Genomic DNA, 23711 nt, shown 5'->3' on the forward strand with positions numbered 1-23711 from the left:
CTTATATATCCGAAATAGTCAGCAGTACAGTCTTGATCTCGAATGGCGTGAATGTAAGCGATATGCTGCCATCCGCAGCTTCCAACTGCTCTTGCTTATTCTCCATTAGATCAGCCAACCATGCATCTTGGAGCGGCAGGCCGACGCGAAGCTCCGATTGCACGGAGGCGCCGCTTGTCTCGTACAGACGGACGATAATGTCATCGCTGTCCTCTGCTTTCTTCACCGCCTCGATCATGACGCTCGGGTGAGCTGGCTGGAAGAAGGATTGCGCCGATGCCGCAGCAGACTGCGCATGCGATCCTCCGATACTCGCAGTACGGAGAGGAACGTTCAGCTCATAGCCTTGCTTATAAACCTCGGCCGCTACATGATCACCAGCATGCGGGTAAAGCGAGTAGGTGAACATATGCTCCGCTTGGTCCGCTTCCGGATCCGGATATTTCGGGCTGCGCAGCAGGTTCAGATCGAGCGTGCTGCCCTCGGCGCGGTAGCCGTATTTGCAATCATTAAGCAGCGCTGCGCCGTAGCTTGGCTCGGACAGGTCGACATATTGATGCGCGCAAATTTCGTCTTTGGCATAGTCCCACATTGTGTTGCGGTGGGTTTGGCGGTTCAAGTACCCGAATTGAATTTCGCAAGCAGCGCGATCCGAACGGACGTTCAGCGGGAAGGAGGTGCGGAGCATCTTCTCCTCTTCCTTCCAATCGACGGTCGTTACGAAATCAATGCGCCGGCTGCCCTCGGTAAGCACAACCTTCTGTATGAGTACGGACTCGCCATACTGATAGCAGTGGATTACGCCTGCCGTCGGTCCAGACTCGAAGGATGACGACTCGATTATTGAGAGCGACATGCCGCCAGTCTCGCGGTAATCTTGACGGAAGTCCCACGCATCGCCTTTGTCATCGTACACCTGCAGCAAGTTGGCACGCCCGCCAATTGCGACTACCTCGCGATTGTGTACTTTATCGAAGACGGAGACAATGGCGCCATCCTCGCCGAAGGTAACCTTCAGAAGCTCATTCTCTATCGTGCGCAGATCGGCGCGCACGATTGGCGTTGCAGGCGCTGCGGACCGCCCCACTGCTGCCTCTGCTTCGCTGCTGCAATCCGCCGCCGCAGCGACACCCATTGCCGGCACGGTAACACGCTGCCAGCTTCCATCTGCACGCTCGATCCACTCGGAACGCTCCCACGGCAAAGAGTTAAATACGGTGAGCGCATCCCCAGCAGGAGCCGAGGTCGTAGCCGCGACTGCCGCTACCGCAACCGGTGAAGCTGTACGCTGCAGCGCGATCGCTTCATATTTCTCTGCAACCATTGTTTCCACCCGCTCCAGCAACAGCGCGTACCGCTCTAGCGACTCGTCATACACCCGCTTAATGGACGAGCCAGGGAGAATATCATGAAACTGGTACAGCAGTACTTCCTTCCAGATTTCCTCCAGCTCGGCCTGCGGATAAGAGATGCCGCATAGAGCGCGAGCCAGCACCGCAGCGAACTCAAGCTCGCGAAGCGCCTTCTCCAGCTTGCGGTTATAACGCTTGTTCCTCGCTTGGCTTGTCAGCGTTCCTTGATGCTTCTCCAGGTACAGCTCCCCGCGCCAAGTCTGATAGCTCGCCTGCTTCTCGGCAAGCTTCTCGAAGAACGCCGAGGACGGTTCCTGCGTGACCGGACTGAGTCCGAGCAGATTCTTCTCCCGCGCCAGCCGCTCCAGATGCTCTTCACCCGGACCGCCGCCGCCGTCGCCGATGCCGAACAGCATGAGTGCGTGATCGGATACATTCTTGTCGAGATATTCCGCCTCTGCCTTCACGATTGAACGCGGCGCGGCCGGACTGTTGTACGTGTCCTCCGGCGGCATATGTGTCAGCACCTTGGAGCCGTCGATCCCTTCCCACATGAATGTGTGATGCGGATGGCGGTTGTAGGTGCTCCATGACAGCTTCTGCGTCATCATGTAATCGACGCCGGATTTGCTCAAGATCTGCGGCAAGCTCGCCGTGTAGCCGAACACGTCCGGCATCCACAACGACTTCATCTCTTGCCCGAACTCTTGCAGGAAGTATCGCTTGCCATACAGAACCTGCCTTACGAGCGCTTCCCCGCCAGGCACGTTCGTGTCGGACTCGACCCACATCGCGCCTTGCGGTTCCCAGCGTCCTTCCTTCACGCGCTCCTTGACCTGTTCATACAGGGCAGGATAGTGCGTCTTCACCCACTCATACAGCTGTGGCTGGCTCGCCCCGAAGATATAATCCGGATAACGCTCCATCATCCGCAGCGCTGTCGAGAACGTCCGCGCGCCTTTGCGAATCGTCTCCCGGATCGGCCACAGCCACGCCAAATCAATATGCGCATGGCCGACGGCACTGATCATTAGCACCGGATCGCCTCCGCGCTTCGCCAGCTGTTCGCCAAGCAGGGCGCTCGCCTTCGCGATGCGCTCATCAGTCATCTCCGTGAGAATGAGCGTCGCTTCATAGAGCGCGCGAGCGATCTTCTCCTTCCGCGCGGACCCTTGCGGCAGCTTCTCCGCCGTTTCGAGCAGCACTTCCGCGTCGTAGTAGAGTTCGCGGACGTTCTCGCGGCAGATCGCGATAACCGCTTCCTTGAGCGTGCCGCTGCGGTACCGGCCGAATAAGTCGTTGCAGCCAGCATCGCCCCACAGATCAATCGTTTCATCCCCAGAGGACGATTCGTTGATGTGGACAACCCGCTTGCCCGGCAGGCCGAGCGAATAATCGAACTCCGAATTAATGTTCGTCAGACCCTGCACCGGAGTACCCGCCTCATCAACCAAGCACAGCTCTCCGTTCACGTCGATGAGTAGCACGACTTTGGACCCGCGCGCATCGATCGGCACCTGACCGGCAAAATGAAACCAAGCGCAATCCCACAGCTCGCCCCACCGCTCACCGGCAGCCACTTCCAACCGCTGTCCCGACATACGCTCCGCATAAGGAACCGGCTCTTTGGTTACCCAAGCCGTAGCCGTCAATGTAGATACTGGACGATAAATATATTCCTGCAATCTCCCAAGCATGGACCGCATTTGATCAAATTTAACTGTTTCGTATGGCATCTGAATCCTCTTTTCCGCAGCGTATTTACTATAATAGATTCCATCCATCCTATGTCCGCTTAAGCCAGCGACCGCTTTCAACAACTTGAATCTTAATATAATATATATTCAATATACACGCAACATGATTATTATGTAAAAAAAGAAGAAGCTCCCCCTTCGGAAAGCTTCTTCTTCATTTGCCTCCGGTGAACTCGTGCTCAGCCCCCGACTCTACTTACTTTACAGTCTTCAGCGGACCTGTCGATTGCCGTACGACAAGCTCAGGCTTTACAATCACTTTGCTGTACTTGTGCTCTGCTGCCTGTTTATCGTTGATAACCTCGATCAGCTTGTTCGCCGCCTCGTAGCCAATTTCGTACTCGTACTGCTTCACATGCGTGAACATGCTCATATCCTCTGCAATCGCTGTCGGATCGTCGAAGCTGACGAGCGATAGGTCATCCGGCACAGATAATCCGCACTGCCGCGCAATTCGGTATACGTGCATACCGAGCTTGCTGTTCAGCGTAATGTAAGCCGTCGCCATCCGATTGCGGATATAGCGGTACAGCGGGTGATCCTCCTTCACTTCGTTGAACGGCGCGAAATCCGTAATGATATGTGCCGGATTAATGAGCGCCCCCTTCTTCTTGAGCGCGTCCATATACCCTTGAATTCGCTCTTGAACGGTCACGGTCTGAATCGGCGAATCTGAGCAAATCGCAATTTCACGGTGACCCAGCTCCCATAGATGGTTGACCGCAAGCTCTGCTCCCGTACGGCCGTCACCGGCAATGTAGTGTGTTTCTACGCCTGGCAAGTAACGGTCAATAAGAATGAACGGATAACCGGACAGCTTCATGCCGAGAATCTCGATATTGTACTGCTCCTCATCAACCGGGAAGATCAGCATCCCTTCCGCACCCATGTCCATCAGCGTCTGAATGGCCTCATTCTCCACCGAGAGCACGCTGTTCGAGAGCATAATGACAGTCCGATAGCCTTTCTCCATGAGCGCTCTCTGCACACCTTGGGTCAGCCGCGCGGCAAAATAATCATAGATCGAAGGCAAAATGAGCCCTATAATTCCAGACTTCGTGCCCGTCCGAGCAGCTGGCTCATGACGAACCGCTACACTGCTTGCAGCTGGCCTCGTCTCCACAGCATTCATCATGCTTGCTTGACTGCTTACGAAGCTCCCTCTTCCCGGCACGCGCGTGATGACATTTTCATTAGCTAAGCCCGTAAGTGCATTGACGACGGTAATTTTACTGACATTGAAGCGCTCCATAAGCTCCTTCTCAGTCGGAATGCGATCGCCTTCCTTGAGGCCGTCCGAGTTGATTAGACTGCGAATGTAATCTTGGATCTTCTGGTATAGAGGTACTCGGTCCATTGCATTCATTATTAACACCACTCATTCTATGGTTAATATATATTCAATATAGTATATCCAAATGAAGATTGCTTTATAAAGTTTGTAAAAGTTTTAGAAACTTTTTAAATTTATTGATGCCTTTTCTAATAGTAGCAGAGAATCCAATGAAACTGAAACTTTATTCGTCAATTTTAGACAAATTTCTTTCGTGCCGATTTAGGCCTCTGCATAGTTCTCCTACTTTAGGGCGAGAACGCAATCATGAAGATCCATTCTATGGAACTAGCTCGCTATTCGTATGTGGATAACTATAGTTGTGGATATGTTTACAGTCGCGAAAACAGTTCAAGTTTCTTCATATTTCAGGCTGTTAGCAGTGGGGATAAGTCTGTGGGTAAGTTCGGATTCATACACATCTTCGGTGCAAGTATCCCAGCAATCGAAGGAAGCGAAAGACTTCTTCTTCACAAAAATAAAATCGCATTGCAAACATATGTTCGTTATATTATGATGTTCCTGTCGGCAATACTGAAGGCAGTGACCTACTATAACAAAGGAGCGATTATCGCGATGACATTGAAATTAGAGCCTTATCTAGTGATGGACGGCAATACGAAGGAAGCAATTGAGTTCTATAAAGAAGCTTTGGGTGCAGAGGTTCTTTTCCTGCAAACATTCGGTGAAATGCCAGAGAATCCGGAATTCCCATTGGCTGAAGAAGCGAAGGGCCTTGTCGGACACGCGATGGTTCGCGTCGGCGAAACCGATCTAATGTTCTCCGATAACTTCCCAGGCACGCCGTTTACGATTGGCAACCAAGTGACGATCTGTATCTCTTCCACCGATATTGAGCGCTCGCGCCAAATTTACGAAGCACTGCCAGTAGGCGGTCAAGTGCATATGCCGCTTACGGAGACGTTCTTCAGTCCAGCGTACGCTGTATTGACTGATAAGTTCGGCGTAACTTGGCAGGTCTACACGCACGCGAATAAATAATCGGAGCGTTGCCCCTCGCAGTCACCGCGAATAAACAGCTCTGAACGCAGCTTTTGCGGCTAGAGCTGTTTTTTATATAAAATTTGTAAAACTTTCTTTATTCTACACATGGTAGATAGAGGAAAAACAAGCTATAATTAAACTTACATAGAATTGGTCGGCACAGTCGCTGTCGTTCCATCGTGAAATTTTGAAGAAGGGCGTGTATCATGAAGATTCCGGTCGTTAAGAGGTTCAATAAAAAAGAGTTTGAAATTGTTTTTATTGATCTCGAAGACGTTCTTCTTATGCGCAGCTATCGCGGAGAGGTTTACTACCAGACGAGAGAAGGACTTTATAGTCAAATTTCCACCTTTGAAGAGCACGAACGTTTTCTTGTTGAACAAGGGTTTAAGAAAGTGGACCGCTGTTATGTCGTTCAGATGGATCAAGTCGAGTTTTTTGACGAGGTGCAGCAGCGGCTCTATTTTGTAAAGCAGCCCGTTAATAGCGACTCGCCAAGCGCACCAGTGTCCGGCGCGCACCTGAAATCGGTGGAGAAGCTCATTAATCATGCAGGTTCCGAGGGAGCATCCGCTTCCATTCGGAGCAATCTATCAGGCGGTTTATCGACCAACTGATCGTTGGTAGAAGGAAAGCCGACCCTACTGGGTCGGCTTTTTTTGTCGCTATTATATGGAGCCCATCGGCTATGTGGTCAATCCTAATCTACGATCTGCTTAAGCGCCGACAGATGTCGCCTGTCCGAGCTTGCTCCTACGGATGCGAAGCGCCATCAGTGAAGCGAACAAGCACGCAAAGCCTGCGGTCACGAATGGCACCGTGTAGCTGCCAAGCCAATCGCGCATGAAGCCCGCCTCATACGCCGCGAACGAAGCTCCTGCTTGGTGCGCCACGACGATCCAGCCGAAGATCATGCCGGCCTTCTCCTTGCCGAACGCATCGGATGCAAGCTTCGCCGTAGGCGGTACCGTCGCAATCCAATCCAGACCGTAGAAGACGGCGAATATCGTCAGCTGCGTATAGCCTGTTCCAAGTGCCTGCGGCAAGTAGATGAGCGACAGCCCGCGCAGACCGTAGTACCAGAACAGCAGCCAACGGCTGTCAACTCGGTCGGACAGCCAACCGGACAACGTTGTGCCGACAAGGTCGAACAGCCCCATCAGCGAGAGCAAACCCGCTGCGGTTGCGATGGGAATGCCATAATCGCCGCAAGCTGGAATGAGGTGCGTGCCGATCAGCCCGTTAGTGGAGAAGCCGCAGAAGAAGAACGTGCCGGCCAGCAGCCAGAACGTGCCTTTGCGCGCAGCCTCTGCAAGGGCTGCAATCGGAGCGAGGAACAGATTGCCGGCGAGCGGCACCGGCTTCACGATCTCTTCCGTACCGAGTGCAGCTGCGCCAACATCGTACGGATGATTACGCATCCAGAGCGCGACGATCGGCGTCAGCAGCACGAGCACGCCCATGACGGTGTAGATGGCATACCGCCAGCCGATATCCTCCGTAATTCGCGCAATGAGCGGCAAGAACAGCAGCTGCCCGGTCGCGGCGCTCGCCGTCAGCATGCCGATGACGAGCCCCTTATATTTGACGAACCAGCGGTTCGCAATAGAAACGCCAAGCGCATTCGCGAGCGATCCCGTACCGATGCCGATCATGACGCCCCAGAGCAGCGTCATCTGCCATATTGAAGTCATAAACGGCGTTAACGATAAGCTGGCAATCAAGATAAGCATCGAGATAACCATTATTTTGCGGATGCCGAACCGTGCCATGAAGGCAGCTGAGAATGGACCCATCAATCCGTATAGCAGAATTCGTAGGGAAGCGGCACCTGATATCGCGCTGCGGTCCCAGCCAAACTCCTTCTCAAGCGGAAGCATCAGCACGCTTGGCACCGCGCTAATCGCCGCCGAAACTAATAAACATAAGAAAACAATGCCGACCACGACCCAGCCGTAGTACAGTCCTCGTTTCTTCTCCATCCGCCTCACCCCCAGGCTCTCAGTATACAGGGTAATGGCGCGGTATGGCACCCCTGAGATTGAGAGAACGTATATGTTCTCTCAGCAATGACTTAGCATTCTGGTCGGAACCGCGACAGCGGGGCAGAAGCCGATTTCTTTACCCGCCGTCACCATGACGGGGGTCATTTCACTTCAGCTTGTACGCCATAAGCGCCATCTCAAGGCAGCGCCTCTTATCCGTCTCGAGAAAATCTTCCCCCAGCAGCATCGCCAGTTTATCTAAGCGATTATATAGCGTCTGCCGATGAATGTTCAGCTTCGTGGCCGTCACCTGCTTGGAGCCCATGCAGGCCAAATACACATCCAGCGTCTCAATAAGCTGCAGATGATGCTCCCGATCGTAAGCCATTAGCGCCCCCAGATGATCCTCTACATACGAACTGAGAAAAGACAGCTTCGGCACAGCCTTGAGCAGCTGATAGACGCCTAACCGATTATAGAACATGCAGTCCTCGTACGCCGCCAAACTCCGCGCCACATCAATAACTTGCTGCGCTTCCTCATAGCTTCGCGAAGATTCCGAGATTTGTGCGCGCAGCTTGCCGAAGCCGGCGTACAACTTGAGCGACGAAGCATGCGACTCATGCGCCGACTCCCTTAGTTCCTCCACCAGCCGCTGCAGCGTGGTTTGAAGGTTCGCCTGCGAATCCTTATGCAGCGCTTCTTTGGCACAGAGCATGCAGATCCGGTTATTTTGCATCATGACCAAGCTGTTAAGCCCATGCTTCTTGAGCAATTGTCTGACTAGAATAAGCAGGTCCTGCTTATCCGCCTCAATCGTAATCGGTTCCGTGTCAGCCGTATGCTGGATTTCGATAATACCGCCGGCGAACAAGTACTCCCCTTTGCTCAGCTGCCGAAGCCCCATTCTCGCCTGCGCCTGATCCTCGTTCTCGATCCGGTTGTTCATAATGTCGAGAATAAACTCGTTATGGTCCCGCGATAGCTTCTCTTCCAGAAACTCTGTCCGCAGCGTAATGGCAGCGACGGCCTTTGTCGTATAATCAAGCAGCAAGGTAAGCGATTCCGTTATCTCTGGCGTGTTGTGCAGAAGAATGCCTACGTAGGAGAAGGTCTGGCCGAAGCATATGACCGGTTGAACGACAATAATCTGCTGCGTATTCATCGTCAGTATGGAAACGTCTTTGGCCGATAGTGCCCTAGCATCCATCTGCCGCTGAAGGAAGCTCGATATTGGGCTCGACGCCTTCGCCGTTATGGCGGGATAGAACACGCTGCTGTGATCTAGCGACGAGAAATACAGCACCTGCCGTCCGGTCTGCTCGTGAAAAGCTCTCAAAATCTGCGCGATGCCCGTGCTCTCAATCGTCAGCCGCTGCAGTTTGCGGGAATAGACTTCGAGCTCTTTCAGAAACTGATGCTGCCTGTTTATGAGCAGTGCATGAATGTCCTGCGTAATTTCAACGTAACGGACCGGCTGTTCAAACACGATTAGCGGAAAATGATGCAGGTCGGCCAGCTCCACAATTTCTTTCGGAATGGCGTCAACCGACGTACCCATCTCAATGCACAGCCCTGCCGCATGCTGATCAATCAGCTGCTTCATGTATGCGAATCGGTCCTGCTCATTCTGCTTCAGCCATAGTCCCGTCGTTAATATAAGATCGTTCGGGCTCACATATGGAGCCACGTTCGTAATTTCAAGCACATGCACCCAGCCGACGGGGCGATGCATCCCTTCCCGACCGGCAACCAGCTTCGCTGAGCGGAATATTGGCCTAGCAAGCAGCTGGCTAATATCAAACTTCATATTTGTGTCCATATTTTCCGCCTCCAACTAGACATTATGTTTATCACAACTAGTCCAACTATACAAAACTGTAAAGGAATTCGTCAAATGACTTGATACTTTGTACGATGAATAAGCTGTTGGTCGATCCTATAATAGAAGTATCGAGCAAGCAAGGTTCCCATTACGAGTCGAGGAGCGACAGATCATGAAGATTGGCGTACCGAAGGAAATGAAGAACAATGAATGTCGTGTCGGAGTAACGCCTTATGGTGTGCAAGAATTCGTGCAGGATGGCCATACCGTCTATGTGGAGACGAATGCCGGCCTTGAGAGCGGATTTACCGATGCCGAGTACGCGCAATCCGGCGCCGTAATTGTGATGGATGCCGAATCCGTATGGCAGCAAGCGGACATGATCGTGAAAGTAAAGGAACCGCTGCCAAGTGAATATCGTTATTTCCGAGAAGATTTAATTCTCTTTACTTATTTGCACCTCTCCGCAGAACCGGCTTTAGCGAAGGCGCTGGTCGATGCAAAAGTAACCGCAATTGCGTTTGAAACCGTCAAAGAAGGCGGCACGCTTCCGCTGCTCACGCCAATGAGCGAAGTAGCTGGACGAATGGCTGCCCAAATCGGCTCACAGTTGCTCGAACGCTCCAAAGGCGGACGCGGTATTCTGCTCTCCGGCATCCCAGGCGTAGCGAGGGGCAAGGTTACGATTATCGGCGGCGGTGTCGTTGGCACCAATGCAGCGAAAATCGCAGTCGGCCTTGGCGCAGATGTAACCATTCTCGACCTAAACGCGAATCGCTTGCGCCAGCTCGAAGACCTGTTCGGCAATCAAGTGCAGACTCTCGTCTCGAGTCATCACAATATCGCACGCAGCGTAGCCGAAGCGGACCTGCTTATCTGCGCGGTCCTTATTCCAGGCGCCAAAGCACCTGTGCTCGTATCCGAGGACATGGTGAAAACGATGAAGCGCGGCGCTGTTATCGTGGACGTAGCGATCGACCAAGGCGGCAACGTAGCGACGATTGATCATATTACGACGCACGATAATCCAACCTATGTGAAGCATGGCGTCATTCATTACGCCGTTGCGAACATGCCCGGCGCGGTGCCGCAGACGTCCACCATCGGACTGACCAACGCAACGATGCCTTACGCGAAGCAAATTGCCCGCAAAGGCGCAATTGAGGCGATTAAGGACAGCGCTGCCCTCCAAAGCGGCACGAACATTATTGAAGGAAAAGTAACATACAAAGCTGTAGCTGATGATCTTGGTTATGCATATACCCCTCTGGCCGAAGTGCTGGAGCTGCATACCGTTCACATATAAAAAATTTAAAATCAGTCTCAGAACCTGATTTCAAATTTCAGAGCAAGAGCCCTTCATCTTCATTTTTTAAACCCCAACACGAAGCCCCCTTGAGAATTCTCGAGGGGGCTTTGTGTTGGCGTGTGGTTCATCGTTATAATGAATAACAACCATCAAATACGTTTACAGTTAACCCCATTAATAGAACGCTAGGAGTGATCCTTCTTGGACATCGTTTGGAGCAATATCATCTATCAAGCACTGACAATTATCATGATAGCCGCCGTCATATTTTTGGGCATCAAATTGTTATTTAAGCAAAATAGAAGACGATAAGCGAAGCTAAGCTAGCGGAGAACGCTGAGAGATCATATGCGTGCTCTCAGCGCTGAAATCGCGGCTTTCTTCACCTGAGAGATCATATATGTGCTCTCAGCTCTTATTTCCTGCGGTTTCTGACCCCGCGGGACCTCGAGAGATCGCATATTCTCTCTCAATGCTAAAATCGCGGCTTTCTTCACCTGAGAGATCATATATGTGCTCTCAGCTAACGTTGAGGGAACCGTACGTTCTCTCACGTACCGATACGGACCAAAAAAAGAGCTGAGAGATCAAATGGATCTCTCAGCTCCAAGAGCCATCGCTTATCTATACTCCGACAGCATCATCTGTACTTTCTGCATCCAAGCCTGGCTCACCGTATGGTAAGTGCTGTCCTTGATTGCGTTCGTTGCCGGATTCCAGCTCCACTGATAGCCGTAGTTGGTTGTGTTGCGAAGCTTCGCGTTCAGCGTGTCGATGTTCTGCTGCGCGATGTTCAGCCAGTTCGAGTTGCCGTCCGCCTCGTATAGCTTGATGAACGACTGCGAAGCCCAGCCGCTGTAGCACGGATTGAACACCGGGTCGGCGGTATTGATAATGAACGCGCCGCCGCTGTTCTGCGTGTTCCACAGGTGGTTCTTCATATTCGTTGCCAAATTCTGCGCGGCCGTCAAATACGCATTGTTGCCTGTGATCTGCCGATACAACAAGTTCACTTCAACCATGATCGCGTTATCGTACGTGAATTTGACCGAATTGACGCTGTTGCTGCTCTGCTCATATTGCCAGTTATACAGCCCTGCCTGGGAGTCGAACATATAGGTATCCAGCCATGATTTGATCGAATCTGCCCATGACTTGTAATACGTCTGTCCCGTAATGGTATATAAACGAAGGAACAGCTGACAAGCCAGTCCATTGACTTCGCTGCCTTTGATCTGGAAGCCCGGAATCGACTTGTTCGTCGTCCACCAGAAGCCGCCGCCTCCGGTCGAATCCCATAGCCCGCTATACATGAGCCAATTCGCAATCGCCATTGCCGAGTTCAAGTAGTTCGTGCGCGCCGTGCCTGTCGTCACTTCATACGCATCCAAGTACGCAACGCCAGCAAGCGAAGCGTCATCCACATATTTATCTCCGCCAGCCCCTGTGCCATCCACATTCGCCGCTGCAAAATATCCGCCAATCGAGCTCGACGTATCCCACATATTTCCCATAAAAGCGTATGTATTGTTCATATAAGGCAAATATCTGGAGTCGCCCTGCTTCAACATAGCGGAATCCGCGTAGATCTGGCTTACGTTATACCACTCGGTCGTGCCTGGATCTCCAAGCTGCGACCGGTAGCTATTATACGAGGTTAATAAATTGCCTACTGTAAAATCATGCGTCTGCTGTGCATAATTCCAATACACCGAGCTCGAATTGGCAGATGCTATCCTCGCCCCTGCACCGGCAGACAAGGCCACGAGCACCAATGCCATTACTAGCTGAACGAACAAAACCTTCTTCGAAGCGGTTTTTGATTTGAAAATCAGAGCCTTCTCCATGTCTGAAAACCTCCCAAGATGTTGTAGAGACAACGCTACAGCTACAGATTGCAGCCGCCAGCAGCCGCCCTCGCCTATAGTATTGCGTTCGTTCAACTAGACTGTATATAGCAAGTTTTTACGGAATATATCAATTATTTGGGCAGTTTCACTGTTACACAGGTCCCCTTGCCAAGCTCACTCTTAATGCTGATGCCGTATCCAGCGCCATACTGCACACGGATGCGCTCCTGCACATTGAACAGTCCATAGCCCTTGGACTGCTGTACAAGCACTTCGTCCACCAGCTCCTGCGTCATACCTGGTCCGTTGTCCTCCACCTTGAATAAGATAGCTCCACCTTCGAGCGACCCGCTCATCCGCAGAATCCCTCTGCCCGACCGCTTTTGGTCGATGCCATGCTCAATGGCGTTCTCCACGATCGGCTGCAGCACCAGCTTTATCATATGGTGATCCAGAATTTCTTCATCAATCTGATACTGGGCGTCGAAATTGTCATCGTGCATAATAAGCTGCATCTCAATGTAGGACTTCGTATTGAGCAGTTCGTCCCTAATCGACATCATATCTTTTCCTTTGTTGAGCGATGTACGGTAGAACGTCGACAGCAGCCCCGCCACATTGCTAATATCCTCCGAGCCTGCCGCAATCGCCTTCCAGTTAATGACCGACAGCGCATTGTACAGAAAATGCGGGTTGATCTGCGATTGCAGCGCTCGCAGCTCAGCTTCCTTCTGGCTGATCTTGTTCTTGTACCCTTCGTCAATGAGCATATTGATGCTGGCGAGCATTTTACTAAACCGCAGCTCCAGCTCGCCAATTTCATCACGCACGACAATAGGAGCACTCGTCGTCGTAAACGCCCCTTGCTCCACGAGCCGCATTTTATGATTAAGCGTGTAAATTCGTCTGACGAACCCCCGCGAGAGCAACCAGATCATGAGGAGCAGAACGATAAAGCAGATACTCTCAATCACAATCGTTGCCCGGACGATGGTCCAAGGCTTAATCGTTAACGCCTTAGAGGAATAGATTAGCGAGATCGTCCAGTTCGCTTCCCGTAAGGGCTGCGACAGCACGACCTCATCCCCCTTCTCCTTGTCGCCTGCTGGCAGCTGTGCATCCTTCGGGTTCGCGTATAATACCTGCTGCTGCATATTCGAAACGATAATGGAGAAATTTTTCGTGCTCGTATCGGTTAACGAGGTGAAGAATTCCGGCTTCAGCTCCACGTAGACGATATTTTTCAGATCATCCGTCAATTCGCCAAAGATCCGCCTAACACCGAAAATGCGGCCATCCCGCACATACCAGTTCGTCTGCGCCGACTTCATCACTTCGTCATACCAGAACTCGTGCTCGACTGTCGTAATCGGCATAATCGAATTTTTGCGCGGCGTAATGTTGTTGCCCGTGTAGATCATAATCCGTTTAATATCTTGATTAAGAATTAACGTCGTGTCCAGCAGCGGATCAACGGTCTCACTGAGGTCGGTGTACATGGAATAATAATCGGAATATTCATCGTTGAATATGCGGCCAAAGTTCGGATTAAACGCAATAAGCTCAATCGCTGAATTAAACCTCTGCAGCTTGTAATTCAAGCTGTCTTCCATCTTCTGCAGACTGTCCTGAAGGACAAGCTCCGCCTGCTGTTCCTGCAGCTGCTTCGATTGCTGGAACGAATACGCGCCAAGTATCGTAAGCGGTATCAATATGACCGCCAAGTAGGAAACGAAGAGCTTCCGCCTCATGCTCAGGTTGCTTAACCAGCCTAACCCCATAGATGTCTCTGCCCCCAGCACTCTGTCGTTTTACCGAACAATTATAGTAGAAACCGCTAGAGAAAGATAGAATCATTTAACCTTGGCCAGACATCCGGGAGCGGTGCTTACACCCTCCTTAAACATAAGAAGGGTATCGCTCGCGTAAATCGCAAGGATACCCTTCTCCATCTATGACGGCTACTTGAATCGCCTAGTATTCACTGTAGCGGCAATTTCCTTCGCAATCGCGTCGCCGCCGATTTTCTTCCAAGTGGATACGAACTTATCGAAATCGTCGATTGGCGCTGCACCTGTAATGATGCGCAGAAACGTCTCGTTCTCGAGCTTGTCGAGGTAAACGCCGCGCTTGGTCATCGTCTCGGTCTTGCCGTAGAAGACCGGCTCCACCTTCTTGATTTTATCGGACCCAGTGACCGCACCAGCCGTGAAGAAGGAGAGGGAATCGGCAAAAGCCAAAATGTCCTTCTTCGGATCCCTATAATTTTTCAGCACCGAGTTGACCCTTGGAAGGAGACGCTCCGGCAGATTCATCGTGTTCCCGTCCTTAATCACTTGCTCATAGACCGGAATGTCACGAGCGATCGCGTCCTGGAAGTCTAGCTGCAGGTTCAGCGGATAGTTGGCCCATCCTACTCCTTTACCCTTGTACAGCTCAGTTGCTGCCGGGTCAATGAGGCGGATGCCCTCATATTCCACGCTGAGCAGCTTCAGTGCCGCTTCCGGGTGCGCAGCCTTCTTGCTGACAACCAGAAACGTGCCCGATGGCGCCGAAGGAACGACGTTGCGCTTGCCGTCGCTATCGAGCGGCGCAGCCAGCGGAACCCATTCCGCCTTCGGATCGGCCTTCACGCTATCGGAGATCATCCAGCCTGCGAACCATGGCGCGAACAGAATGCCTGCCTTGCCGCTGGATACAAGGCCAACATTGTCTTCCCACTTGCGAGTAAGAAATTGTTGATCAATGAGTCCTTCTTTATACATGTTGCTCAGCTGCACAAGCGCCTGCTTCGTCTCCGGCGTTGTCGAGCCGTAGACAATGTTGCCGCTCGCATCCTTGAACCAATTCTTCGGATAGGAGTGGTACAGGTTGAACACGGGGTCGAAGGTAAAGAAGAGGCCGTCGAATACCAATGACTGATCACCGAGCAAGCCAACTGTGTCCGGCTCGCCATTGCCGTCCGGGTCCCGGTCCTTGAACGCCCTCGCAATGCTCATCACATCGTCGAGCGTTGTCGGCAGCTTCAGGCCAAGCTTGTCCAGCCAGTCCTTGCGCACCCACAGCAGCTGGTAACTGCCGTCGATATTCGTGTTCGGCAAAGCAAACAGCTTGCCATCCACGCGGCCTGTATTCAGAACGCGGTCGTCCGAGTACGAGGCGTAATACTGTTTAATGAGCGGGGAGCTATATTTCTCATAAACCTTGGTTAAGTCCGCTAGTAGACCCGCTTTCGCAAGCCGCTTGAACTGCTGCTCATCGACAACCATCATATCCGGGATATCGCCGCTTGCAATCGTCAGGTTCACCTTCTGGTTATACGCGTCCAGATCATCAACCGAGAAGTCATACCTGACCTTTACGTTCAACCGGTCTTCGACGTACTTCAAATATCGATTGCTCTCAAGCGTATCTCCGTCAGGCAGATTGTTGCCTGTAATGCCTTGTCTGCCAAGCGTAACCGTAATCGGCTGATCATATTTCGTAAACGGGCCATCTTCTTCGGCCTCGACTATATTTAAGTTTGCGGAAGTGTTATTCAAAATCGTCGAAGCCGCCGAAATGCCGGCAACATTCCCTTGATTAACAGGTTTCGTGCTGTTCAAACCACAAGCTGTCACACTTAAAGCAACTGACGCACATAGCATTATGCCTACCCATCTTGTTCTCACGTTCATCCCCCAAACTCGCCTTTGAAAGTTACGTGTTCATTATATCGAGCAACTACATTCGCCCTCTATGCGAAATTTTTAAGAATGGGCATCAAATTTTTACGATGTGCCTTCCTCCCGGTACTTGGCCGGGCTAACCCCATGAAAATTGCGGAAAATCTGTATAAAATAAGAAGAATTGCTGAAGCCGAGCGTCTCGCTGATGTCGATGATTTTCATATTCGTATTCGTCAGCAGCTCTACAGCCTTCTCCATCCGTACCTGTGCTATATAACGAACGAGACTCTTCCCGGTTTCCTTCTTGAATAGAAAACTGAGATAGCTCGGCGTCAAATGGACATGCTCCGCAATGCTCTCCAGCGATAGGTCTTGTCTGTAATCCTTCTCAATCAGTCGCTCAACGCTCATAATGAGCTTACTTGCCGACTCTTCCTTCACCTCGGTTTGAACCGGAATGAGACGCTCAACGATGGAGCTGAGTAAATCTTTTAGCTCCGTTAACGAATGGACATTAAAGATTTGATCGAGATAGACCGCGAAGTCTTCCCTGCGCTCCCTGTCAGCCTTCTCATGAGCCCGCTTCATCACTTCTGAGCAGATGAATTTCGTATAGATGACGGGAAAATTCCCTCTGGAGCGCAGCGTAGAGAAGAGCATCTCGATGCTGTACTGCGCCCCTTGAACGTCAGCACGGTCTATATATTCATTGGCTTGCTTTCGGATCCGTTCAATCTCGTTTTCATCGGCCAAGGTTTGCGCAGAAGGAGAGGCATCGTCCGTAAATAAAATCGAATTGCCCTCCATAAAAAACTTCAGCTGGAGCGTCTGCTCCATCTCATTAAAGACGTCAAATAACTGCTCCATCTCATTAGCCGTCCGTCCAATAACGATCCCGATTCGCCCCGGATAGCTGTCCGCTGCTTGCGCTATCATTGCCTCTGCCAGCGCCAGCTGCTCCTGCTTGCCGATTGGTTCGCTGCTCTTTAAGAAGAAGACACTCTGGCGTTCATTAATATTCAAATAATCGTATGTATAACGAATTGGTCCCCTGAGCAAGGCGACGAACTCGGCATTGTCAAAATACCGTCCGCCGCAGTCAACGAGCATTAGGTGCATACATGTTCCGTCTGCATCCGCCTTATCACCGGCATAGGTCCCGTTTAATGCATCCATCAGCTGCTTCTCCCGCTCATATACCAGCCCGCGATTGTACCCTTCCAGCAGCTCGCTCGCTTGGCTCCGTGCGATGCGCTTCGCCTCACACCTCGCCATGACTTCCTTCATAGTCGTGAGAAATTCAGAGATTTGAATCGGCTTGAGCAAGTAGTTCGATACATTCGTCCGCATCGCTCTGCGGGCGAATTCAAAGTCGCTATAAGCGCTGTATATAATCATCTCAATTTCGGGATTTATGCCGCTAACTTTCTCCGACAGCTCGAGTCCATCCATGAACGGCATCTTAATGTCCGTCATGATCATATCAATTGGCTGCTGCCTCACGATCTCCAGTGCAGCTTCTCCGTTCTCCGCTGTCACCATGTCGAGCTCCAAATTATACTTGCGGATTAAGTGTTGTATGCCTTCACGTTCAATGCGTTCATCATCCACAATTAGAATCCGGTACATGCTATCATTTCCCTCATTTCGTATGGAGTTCAGCACAATAAGGGCTTCTCCCGAGTGAAAACGGCTGTCGTCCTTTGGCGACAAAAGCTCACGCTTCACGGTGAAATCTAAACAAAGTAAATCGAATACTTATACTTTCTTAGCTTTCAAGATAACACCCCATCTGTGTGTTGCAAAGCCCACCTAGGCACAAGGAAATTATTTCCTTTTAATAGAGTGGCAAAATGGTATTGAATTGTTCTCTATACCATATATCGGGTTTCCCCCACTCCACCGTGTAGCAAAGCGAAAAGAACCTACCACTTCACTCTAAAGTTCGATTCAGCAACAAGGCGAAGATCGGATGCCGCTCGCCCGTAGGCAAAATCACCCCAGCGACTGCAGCGAGCACCCTGCCAGCTCAAACATGTGCCCCCTCCTATCTCCAAAGCCGCGTCAATAGCGCAATTCGCGGACCATGGGAGGCTTTTTCCTCTCTCAGCGAAAAATCCGCTCCAATGTAGATCCCTAGGGGGTAATTTTGCTTCTTTCGGCGAATTACCACCAATTTGCGTTCTCTCAAAGGTCATTTCGAGCGGGATTCTGCGCATTCGCTTGCTGAGAGATCACATACGTTCTCTCAGCTTCCGATTTGCGCTTTTTGCACGCTGAGAGATCATATACGTTCTCTCGGAGGTCCTTTAAGGCGTAATCCTCCGCTTCTCAATGCTGAGAGATCACATATGATCTCTCAGCTTCCGATTTGCGCTTTTTGCGGACTGAGAGATCATATACGTTCTCTCAGCTTCACCAAGCGGGCCGCACACGATCAATAACAGAAAAAGGACCTCCCCTCACGCCAAGCGTGAGCCGGGAAGTCCCTCTGCTTCTGCTACTCCTATGCGTCCTCATCTTCATCGTCTGCATAGTACGTGCATTTGAACCGCTCGGTGCCAGGGAATTTCTCCCCCAGGCTCTCGACGGTGAACCGACTGCTGCGGTAGAAGTCGACCGCGGTGTCGTCTGTTTCCGCGATGAGCACGCTCGGCTTCTCCAGTTCCAGCAGCTCGAGAATGATCCCTCTGCCGTAGCCTTTGTTTCGATCGGAAGGCGTAACGGCAATATGGTCAATCTCAATCGTATTGCCGTTCACGTAGTGATAGCCGATCAAGCCAATAATTTCTTCCTCGGACTCGAAGCCGAGCAGCTTGTGTCCGCCTTCGCCCGCTGCGCCATTCTTGTATAAGCTAATCGCACGCTCCAAATGCTCAGGCTCGGGAAACACAGCCCAGCCCAGCAGCTCCTGAATCGCTTCCTCATCCAGCCTTGCGTGTATATCAATCAACATGCCCGCTTACCACCTTTGCTTCGTGACTTTATGAGCGATCATTATACCACATCTATAGTGTGGAATCGTAGGCGCGGTATGGCTATGGTTGGTACATGGTTTGCATGGTTTGCGTTCTCCTCAGTCATCCATGCCAACCATCTGAGCTTCCATCAGACGTTCCGCTTCTGACCATGACGTGAGCAGCGCATCATACCACGGCCGTTCGCCTGCCGCTGCAATAGCTCCGCTCTCATCCAGCACACGAATTACATCCCGTATGCCTTCCTCCCACGTCACCGTGTAGCGGAAATCCAGATCCCGCCGCGCCGCACTGTTATCATAGATATTGTTATAGCGGAAGTTCTCCACGCACCATTCCGCCTTCTTCGGCAGCAGCTTGCCGAGCAGGTCTGTCGGAATATGAACAATAACCGGCTCCGGTACGCCAAGCTCCTGAGCGACGATCCGCCAGTATCGGTCGTACGTCATCCACTCTTCGCCGGTCACATTGTACGCTTGTCCGAACGCCGCCTCATTACCAATCGCGTTCACGAAAGCGCGCGCCACATCGTCGCGGTGACACGCCGCCCAGATGGACATGCCGTCGCCATGGATAATAATCGGACGCCCTTCCCGCAGCCGCTTCATCTGATAATTGCCATCGGCCACGGACGGCACCGCAGTACCGCTTCCGCCATACGTCTGCGCGGGGCGTATTATCGTCACGGGGAATCGCTTTGCGTCGTGGGCGGCAAGCAAAATATTTTCGCTCCGCACCTTGTTATACGCATACGGAAACGATGAACTCGCATGACGCTCCCCATCTTCCGCAACCGGATAGGCGTTGCCTTGCTTACTGTACACATCCACGGTGCTGCAGTAGATGTAATGACCAACGAGGCCGTGAAAAGCGCGTACTGCGCTCTCCGCCTCTTCCGCCTTATACCCAATCATGTCGATGACACAGTCGAACGCTCCCGCTTCCGCCATTTGAGCCTCGAACCGTGCATAGTCCGTTCGGTCGCCATGGATCGTCCGAACAGCTTCACGAACCTCTGCCTGATTTCCAAGGCCTCGATTGTAATGCCACACTTCTACATCACTGCGGGCAAGCAGCTGCTTCGTAATCGCTGTGCTGATCAAGCCCGTTCCTCCAATAATGAGTACCCGCTTCGTCATGGATGCATGCGCCTCCTTGGAATTACTGCATTTGCGGAACAGCGTGTTGCAATAAGTCATCCAGAGCGATCGGTTTGTTAATCAAGTAGCCTTGCAGGCCCCAGCAATTCATCACTTTGAGCATCTGATATTGCGCTGCATCTTCCACCCCTTCGGCAATGACCTTCATGTGCAGCGCTTCTGCCATGACCAGCATTGCCGAGAAGAGTGACTGGTTCATATCGCGGATGAAGGAGCGGTCGATCTTCAGCTTATCAATCGGCAGCAGCGTCAGCATGCTGAGGGACGAGTAGCCCGTTCCGAAATCATCAAGCGCAATCGTAAAGCCGACTGCGCGCAGCCGTTCAAGCGTCTGCTCCACCTGTTGAAAATGATGAATGACCGAGCTCTCGGTCAACTCAAGCTCAATGCCTTGTGCAGGGACCCCTTCACGCTCCACGATCTCAATAACACGCTCGACAAAATTCGGCTCCGACAGCTGCACGCTCGAAATGTTAACCGACACTTTAAAGTCGCTGCCATAACGTTCTACAAGACAATGCCAATCCCGGCATGCTTGCTGAATGACCCAATAGCCGATCGGTACGATGAGCCCGGTCTGCTCCGTTACAGGGATGAAGTCAGCCGGCGATACGACGCCAACCCCCGTCCGGTTCCAGCGCAGCAGCGCTTCCGCTCCAACGACCCGCTCCTGCCGCGGACTGTAGATCAGCTGATAATAAAGCTCAAACTCCTTCAGCTCAATCGCGTTTGCAAGCGCAAGCTCGTGAATAAAGTTCTCGACATGATCGTATTTGGAGGTCGACTCGTAGATATGGTAGCCTTTGCGCCCGGCCCCTTTCGCCTTATAGAGCGCAATATCCGCCTGCTTCAGCAATGTCGGAATATCCTCTTCGTTCTGCCGAGTGGCAACGCCCACACTGACGCTAAGCTTCAACTGCTGGTCTTTCACGTCAAAAGGAGGCTGGAACAGCTGCATAATGAGCACCGCTGTCTCTTCCGGCTTCACCTGCTTGCTCGCCGCAATGATGAATTCATCTCCGCCAAGCCGCACAAGTGTATATTCCGGGCCAAACGCTGCATGAAGACGGGACGCCGCCTCAATGAGGACGGCATCGCCAGCATCGTGTCCGAATGTATCGTTAATGTTCTTGAAGCAGTCGAGGTCCAGCAGGAATAGCGCCTCCGCGCTCCCAAGCTGCTCAAGCAAATATCTACGGTTATGGAGCAGGCACAGATCGTCGTGATAGGCATAGTGAGCGAGCAGATTCTCGTAGTTCTTGCGATCCGTAATGTCCCTTGTAACGGAGAAAATATATGCAATCGCACCGGATTCGTCGTAAATAGGCGTCAGCACCGTTTCGCCGCTCATCGTCCCGTTCGGCATGACAACGCCGTCCTCGTAACGAATGACCGTTCGCTCGGTTAGCACCTTGATATATTTTCGGTAGAGATACTCAGCCATAGGACTCTTGTCATAAAAATCAAAAAAGGATTTGCCCATCTCGGACATCGTAATGCCCGTCAAACGAGTCGCAGCACGGTTTATGTAGTAGTAGGTCAGCTCCATACCGTCTGCTTTCATAATGAAAACGGTATCTGAAATTTCATCCAGCATCTGTCCAATTTGCAGATGAAAGCTATTATTAATCATCTTGGGAGTTCAGCTCCTTATGCGTCGACACCTGCTCTTGCCAAGCTGTTGTAATCATTCTGCAAACGCAAATGAATTTCCTCTTGCTGAACGTCGATTTTTATTGAATTTCCCCGTATTGGATAGGGATAAGGAAGTTCATGTCGTCTGATCCCAGAACCATTCCGACACCGCTTTTCAAGAGAGGCTCCGTTAATGGCTCGTATGTGATAAAGAACTGATGAAACACGGTCTCCTCGTGCGGATTTAGCGTAAATGGCGGCGTCCCGTGCCTGTCGTCCGTCATAAACTCCAACCGTTCTATCCGAGTAGCGTTAATTAGCTCTGGATAGAGCATCACGACTAGGGCGCGGATATCATGCACCTTCTCCGACTGATTCACGACAACCGCATAAACCTCCAGCCGCTGGTCGGCTTCATGCCAGCGGACGTAGCTTTGCTTGGAGAGGACGAGCTCTTGCTTGTCCTCTTCCGCACAAGAGGCGCACAATAAGACAGCGGCAAGGACAACAATGGTGCAAAATAATCGTTTGAACACATCGTTATCCCCCTCTGTTATTAAAGTTGCCCCCAGCTCACAACACCCTTGTGCAAGCTCGCGATTCTTGGCGCTCTCCGCGCAACGGCCTCTGCCGAGCAGCTCGCCTGAACGAGGACGCCCGATGCGTCGTCGCCAACAGCCGGCCATACCCGCTCGCCGGCATCATTCAACGGCAGCACGCCTCCGGTGATGAAGCGCAGCGCGCGCGTCAATGACAGCTCATCCGACATATGGTACAGCTCAGCCAGCCGTCCGGCTTTCTCCAGATTGTCGCCGTTGCCCCAAGGCGACCAGTGGTCTGTCAAGCTGTCCGTTCCCAGCTCCACCTTGACGCCTTTGCTGTGCAGCATCGGCAGCGGCATGACCATTCTGCCAATCGGCACCGTCGAGGCGACCGAAATGCCGGCTTCCGCGAACCGTTCCGCCAATTGCTCCGCCTCTGCCGGCGTGCCGCTTGCGAAGCCGAATGCATGGCTGACCGTTACTCTTCCCTGCCATCCGGCATCCAGCGTCAAGTCAGCTAGCCGGTTCATAATGGCATAGCCCGCTGCGCCTTGCTCGTGCAGATGCAAGTCGATGCCAGCGCCGGTCTCGACCGCGATATCCATCATCGCATGGAGCGACCGCTCCATATCGCCGTCGACGGCAATCGGATCGAGCCCGCCGACATGCGTCGCGCCAAGCTCCACCGCTTGCTTCACTAAGCCGCGCGAATCGGAGAGAAGCAGCCCGTGCTGCGGGAATGCGACAAGCTCGTAGCTCAGCTTGTCCGCATAAGCCGCAAGCGCTTGCTGCGCCGCTTCCAGCCCGCGCATGCCGCTCGTCGGCTCGACGTTGACATGCCCCCGCACGAATGTCGATCCAACGCTCAGCATCAGCTCCAATATTTCCTTCGCTTTGTCCGCTGCCGTCGGCAGAAGCTTAGGCAAGAGCTGGCGTTCTTCCTCAATCCGGTCGAATATGCTGCGGGCCGGCTTTACTGCCTGCCAAGGGCGTCCATAATACGTCTTGTCGAGGTGAATATGCGCATCCCGGAACGCCGGCAGCAGCAGCGCTCCCTTCGCGTCCCGCTTCGGCAGCGTATCGTCCGCTGCAATCGGATCGAATGTAACGGCTGCGACCTTGCCGTCCTCAATCTTGATATTCCCCGTTGCAGTTTCCGTCGCCGTTACGCGCCCGTCCTCTACCTGGAATCCCTTCTCCAGTCTTACATTTTCCAGCCAATACGTTGTATGTTTCATGTCATTAGCTCCCCCTTGTTCCTTGCATTAGTCATTTCCAGTCATTCTTCTAATCTACCATAAAAAACAAATCC

At 52.1% G+C, this 23711-nt stretch carries 16 protein-coding genes; 3 read left to right on the forward strand and 13 right to left on the reverse strand.

What is annotated here, in order from left to right; genetic code table 11:
- Nucleotide 1 precedes the first annotated feature (1 nt).
- Entirely contained in the window at nucleotides 2-3088 is a 3087-nt protein-coding gene (locus tag AC0LWF_RS18875) for an alpha-mannosidase (protein WP_474653088.1), read from the reverse strand.
- A 217-nt stretch (nucleotides 3089-3305) separates the two neighbouring features.
- On the reverse strand, nucleotides 3306-4475 hold the full coding sequence (locus AC0LWF_RS18880; RefSeq protein ID WP_474653089.1) for a GntR family transcriptional regulator: 1170 nt from the start codon (nucleotides 4473-4475) through the stop codon (nucleotides 3306-3308).
- Between the two features lie 543 nt (nucleotides 4476-5018).
- Here AC0LWF_RS18880 and AC0LWF_RS18885 point away from each other — a divergent pair.
- Nucleotides 5019-5444, forward strand: coding sequence for a VOC family protein (locus AC0LWF_RS18885; protein ID WP_474653090.1), 426 nt, complete (start codon nucleotides 5019-5021; stop codon nucleotides 5442-5444).
- Between the two features lie 209 nt (nucleotides 5445-5653).
- Nucleotides 5654-6064, forward strand: coding sequence for a LytTR family transcriptional regulator DNA-binding domain-containing protein (locus AC0LWF_RS18890; RefSeq protein WP_474653091.1), 411 nt, complete (start codon nucleotides 5654-5656; stop codon nucleotides 6062-6064).
- Nucleotides 6065-6163: 99 nt separating this feature from the next.
- Here AC0LWF_RS18890 and AC0LWF_RS18895 read toward each other — a convergent pair whose 3' ends face one another.
- Nucleotides 6164-7429, reverse strand: coding sequence for an MFS transporter (locus tag AC0LWF_RS18895; protein WP_474653092.1), 1266 nt, complete (start codon nucleotides 7427-7429; stop codon nucleotides 6164-6166).
- Nucleotides 7430-7598: 169 nt separating this feature from the next.
- Nucleotides 7599-9254: a PucR family transcriptional regulator gene (locus AC0LWF_RS18900; RefSeq protein WP_474653093.1), complete on the reverse strand. Its 1656-nt coding sequence runs from the start codon at nucleotides 9252-9254 to the stop codon at nucleotides 7599-7601.
- A 175-nt stretch (nucleotides 9255-9429) separates the two neighbouring features.
- Between AC0LWF_RS18900 and ald the strand changes: the two genes are divergently transcribed.
- The gene (gene ald, locus AC0LWF_RS18905) at nucleotides 9430-10563 is read left to right on the forward strand and encodes an alanine dehydrogenase (protein WP_474653094.1); all 1134 of its coding nucleotides are present in this window, start codon (nucleotides 9430-9432) and stop codon (nucleotides 10561-10563) included.
- A gap of 623 nt (nucleotides 10564-11186) precedes the next feature.
- Here ald and AC0LWF_RS18910 read toward each other — a convergent pair.
- The 9 genes from AC0LWF_RS18910 to AC0LWF_RS18950 all read right to left on the reverse strand — a co-directional run bounded on the left by AC0LWF_RS18910 (nucleotide 11187) and on the right by AC0LWF_RS18950 (nucleotide 23637).
- Nucleotides 11187-12413: a glycoside hydrolase family 76 protein gene (locus AC0LWF_RS18910; RefSeq protein WP_474653095.1), complete on the reverse strand. Its 1227-nt coding sequence runs from the start codon at nucleotides 12411-12413 to the stop codon at nucleotides 11187-11189.
- Nucleotides 12414-12547: 134 nt separating this feature from the next.
- On the reverse strand, nucleotides 12548-14197 hold the full coding sequence (locus AC0LWF_RS18915; protein WP_474653096.1) for a sensor histidine kinase: 1650 nt from the start codon (nucleotides 14195-14197) through the stop codon (nucleotides 12548-12550).
- 180 nt (nucleotides 14198-14377) lie between these two features.
- Entirely contained in the window at nucleotides 14378-16087 is a 1710-nt protein-coding gene (locus AC0LWF_RS18920) for an extracellular solute-binding protein (RefSeq protein WP_474653097.1), read from the reverse strand.
- A 99-nt stretch (nucleotides 16088-16186) separates the two neighbouring features.
- On the reverse strand, nucleotides 16187-17713 hold the full coding sequence (locus tag AC0LWF_RS18925; protein WP_474653098.1) for a response regulator transcription factor: 1527 nt from the start codon (nucleotides 17711-17713) through the stop codon (nucleotides 16187-16189).
- A gap of 877 nt (nucleotides 17714-18590) precedes the next feature.
- Nucleotides 18591-19040: a GNAT family N-acetyltransferase gene (locus AC0LWF_RS18930; RefSeq protein ID WP_474653099.1), complete on the reverse strand. Its 450-nt coding sequence runs from the start codon at nucleotides 19038-19040 to the stop codon at nucleotides 18591-18593.
- 120 nt (nucleotides 19041-19160) lie between these two features.
- On the reverse strand, nucleotides 19161-20201 hold the full coding sequence (locus AC0LWF_RS18935) for an NAD-dependent epimerase/dehydratase family protein (RefSeq protein ID WP_474653100.1): 1041 nt from the start codon (nucleotides 20199-20201) through the stop codon (nucleotides 19161-19163).
- Nucleotides 20202-20223: 22 nt separating this feature from the next.
- The gene (locus tag AC0LWF_RS18940) at nucleotides 20224-21855 is read right to left on the reverse strand and encodes a putative bifunctional diguanylate cyclase/phosphodiesterase (protein WP_474653101.1); all 1632 of its coding nucleotides are present in this window, start codon (nucleotides 21853-21855) and stop codon (nucleotides 20224-20226) included.
- A gap of 100 nt (nucleotides 21856-21955) precedes the next feature.
- Nucleotides 21956-22393 (reverse strand): hypothetical protein, encoded by a 438-nt coding sequence (locus tag AC0LWF_RS18945; RefSeq protein ID WP_474653102.1) that lies wholly within the window; start codon nucleotides 22391-22393, stop codon nucleotides 21956-21958.
- 20 nt (nucleotides 22394-22413) lie between these two features.
- On the reverse strand, nucleotides 22414-23637 hold the full coding sequence (locus AC0LWF_RS18950; protein ID WP_474653103.1) for an amidohydrolase: 1224 nt from the start codon (nucleotides 23635-23637) through the stop codon (nucleotides 22414-22416).
- Nucleotides 23638-23711: the final 74 nt, after the last annotated feature.

The organism is Paenibacillus sp. sgz302114 (genome assembly GCF_056120345.1).

Excerpts from the sequence above, each read along its gene's own strand:
- AC0LWF_RS18935 (WP_474653100.1), bottom strand. The coding sequence starts at position 20,201 with ATGACGAAGCGGGTACTCATTATTGGAGGAACGGGCTTGATCAGCACA.
- AC0LWF_RS18925 (WP_474653098.1), bottom strand. The coding sequence starts at position 17,713 with ATGTACCGGATTCTAATTGTGGATGATGAACGCATTGAACGTGAAGGC.
- AC0LWF_RS18950 (WP_474653103.1), bottom strand. The coding sequence starts at position 23,637 with ATGAAACATACAACGTATTGGCTGGAAAATGTAAGACTGGAGAAGGGA.
- AC0LWF_RS18910 (WP_474653095.1), bottom strand. The coding sequence starts at position 12,413 with ATGGAGAAGGCTCTGATTTTCAAATCAAAAACCGCTTCGAAGAAGGTT.
- AC0LWF_RS18895 (WP_474653092.1), bottom strand. The coding sequence starts at position 7,429 with ATGGAGAAGAAACGAGGACTGTACTACGGCTGGGTCGTGGTCGGCATT.
- AC0LWF_RS18880 (WP_474653089.1), bottom strand. The coding sequence starts at position 4,475 with ATGAATGCAATGGACCGAGTACCTCTATACCAGAAGATCCAAGATTAC.
- AC0LWF_RS18875 (WP_474653088.1), bottom strand. The coding sequence starts at position 3,088 with ATGCCATACGAAACAGTTAAATTTGATCAAATGCGGTCCATGCTTGGG.
- ald (WP_474653094.1), top strand. The coding sequence starts at position 9,430 with ATGAAGATTGGCGTACCGAAGGAAATGAAGAACAATGAATGTCGTGTC.
- AC0LWF_RS18940 (WP_474653101.1), bottom strand. The coding sequence starts at position 21,855 with ATGATTAATAATAGCTTTCATCTGCAAATTGGACAGATGCTGGATGAA.
- AC0LWF_RS18930 (WP_474653099.1), bottom strand. The coding sequence starts at position 19,040 with ATGTTGATTGATATACACGCAAGGCTGGATGAGGAAGCGATTCAGGAG.
- AC0LWF_RS18900 (WP_474653093.1), bottom strand. The coding sequence starts at position 9,254 with ATGGACACAAATATGAAGTTTGATATTAGCCAGCTGCTTGCTAGGCCA.
- AC0LWF_RS18890 (WP_474653091.1), top strand. The coding sequence starts at position 5,654 with ATGAAGATTCCGGTCGTTAAGAGGTTCAATAAAAAAGAGTTTGAAATT.
- AC0LWF_RS18915 (WP_474653096.1), bottom strand. The coding sequence starts at position 14,197 with ATGGGGTTAGGCTGGTTAAGCAACCTGAGCATGAGGCGGAAGCTCTTC.
- AC0LWF_RS18885 (WP_474653090.1), top strand. The coding sequence starts at position 5,019 with ATGACATTGAAATTAGAGCCTTATCTAGTGATGGACGGCAATACGAAG.